We start from the raw sequence: 1,816 nt of genomic DNA, 5'->3' as shown, positions 1-1,816 counted from the left end.
TCAGCCCTTGCGGGTCTTGATCTCCTCGGTGAGGGCGGGAACGACGTCGAAGAGGTCGCCGACGACGCCGTAGTCGACGAGGTCGAAGATCGGCGCCTCGGCGTCCTTGTTGACCGCCACGATCGTCTTGGAGGTCTGCATGCCCGCGCGGTGCTGGATCGCGCCGGAGATGCCGTTGGCGATGTAGAGCTGCGGCGAGACGGACTTGCCGGTCTGGCCGACCTGGTTGGTGTGCGGGTACCAGCCCGCGTCCACCGCGGCACGCGAGGCGCCGACGGCCGCGCCGAGCGAGTCGGCGAGGGCCTCGATGATCGCGAAGTTCTCGGCGCCGTTGACACCGCGGCCGCCGGAGACCACGATCGCGGGCTCGGTCAGCTCGGGGCGGCCGGTCGACTCGCGCGGGGTACGGCCGGTGACCTTGGTGCCGGTGGCCTGCGCGGAGAAGGTCACGCTCAGCTCCGAGACCGCGCCGGCGGCCGGGGCGGCCTCCACGGCGGCGGAGTTGGGCTTGACGGTGATGACCGGGGTGCCCTTGGAGACACGGGACTTGGTGGTGAAGGAGGCGGCGAACACCGACTGGGTGGCCACCGGGCCCTCGTCACCGGACTCCAGGTCGACGGCGTCGGTGATGATGCCGGAGCCGATGCGCAGCGCCAGACGGGCGGCGATCTCCTTGCCCTCGGCAGAGGACGGGACCAGGACGGCGGCCGGGGAGACGGCCTCGACGGCGGCCTGGAGGGCGTCGACCTTCGGCACGACCAGGTAGTCGGCGTACTCGGAGGCGTCGTGGGTGAGGACCTTGACCGCGCCGTGCTCGGCGAGGGCCGCGGCGGTGTCGGCGGCGCCGTTGCCCAGCGCGACGGCGACGGGCTCGCCGACGCGGCGGGCCAGGGTCAGCAGCTCCAGGGTGGGCTTGCGGACGGCACCGTCCACGTGGTCGACGTAGACGAGAACTTCAGCCATGGGAATGCTCTCCTGCGGATTGCGAAGTCTGAGGGGCGGAAGGGGGGTTGAGCCTCAGCGGGCCAGAACCCTTAGATGAACTTCTGGCTCGCGAGGAACTCGGCGAGCTGCTTGCCGCCCTCGCCCTCGTCCTTGACGATCGTGCCGGCCGTGCGGGCCGGACGCTCCGCGGCGGAGTCGACCGTGGTCCAGGAGCCCTCCAGGCCGACCTGACCGGCCTCCAGGTCCAGGTCGGACAGGTCCCAGGACTCCACCGGCTTCTTCTTGGCCGCCATGATGCCCTTGAAGGAGGGGTAACGCGCCTCGCCCGACTGGTCGGTGACCGAGACGACGGCCGGCAGGGAGGCCTCCAGCTGCTCCGAGGCGGCGTCGCCGTCGCGGCGGCCCTTGACGGTGCCGTCCTCGACGGAGACCTCGGAGAGCAGGGTGACCTGCGGGACGCCCAGGCGCTCGGCCAGCAGGGCCGGGACCACGCCCATGGTGCCGTCCGTGGAGGCCATGCCGGAGACCACCAGGTCGTAGCCGGCCTTCTCGATCGCCTTGGCCAGGACCAGGGAGGTACCGATCGCGTCGGTGCCGTGCAGGTCGTCGTCCTCGACGTGGATGGCCTTGTCGGCGCCCATGGACAGCGCCTTGCGCAGCGCGTCCTTGGCGTCCTCGGGGCCGATGGTCAGGACCGTGACCTCGACGTCGTCGTCGGAGTTCTCGGAGATCTGCAGCGCCTGCTCGACCGCGTACTCGTCCAGCTCGGAGAGCAGACCGTCCACGTCGTCCCGGTCGACGGTCAGGTCATCGGCGAAGTGCCGGTCGCCGGTGGCGTCGGGCACGTACTTCACAGTGACAACGATCCTCA

The 1,816-nt window shown here is 70.9% G+C and carries 2 protein-coding genes; both read right to left on the bottom strand.

The features are described from left to right. The gene (locus tag EHS43_RS43755) at window positions 1–963 is read right to left on the bottom strand and encodes an electron transfer flavoprotein subunit alpha/FixB family protein (RefSeq protein ID WP_125195964.1); all 963 of its coding nucleotides are present in this window, start codon (window positions 961–963) and stop codon (window positions 1–3) included. A gap of 71 nt (window positions 964–1,034) precedes the next feature. Then, window positions 1,035–1,816, bottom strand: a 782-nt coding sequence (locus EHS43_RS43750; protein WP_260470998.1) for an electron transfer flavoprotein subunit beta/FixA family protein, incomplete at its 5' end; no start/stop codon positions are given.

Origin of the sequence: Streptomyces sp. RP5T (genome assembly GCF_003933965.1) — a bacterium.
Classification (GTDB): domain Bacteria; phylum Actinomycetota; class Actinomycetes; order Streptomycetales; family Streptomycetaceae; genus Streptomyces.
Note: the sequence above shows the minus strand (reverse complement) of the source record. Positions and strands in the feature narration are given on the sequence as shown.

What these genes read in the sequence shown, in the direction of transcription:
- EHS43_RS43755 (WP_125195964.1), bottom strand. Translation starts at nt 963, where the DNA reads ATGGCTGAAGTTCTCGTCTACGTCGACCACGTGGACGGTGCCGTCCGC.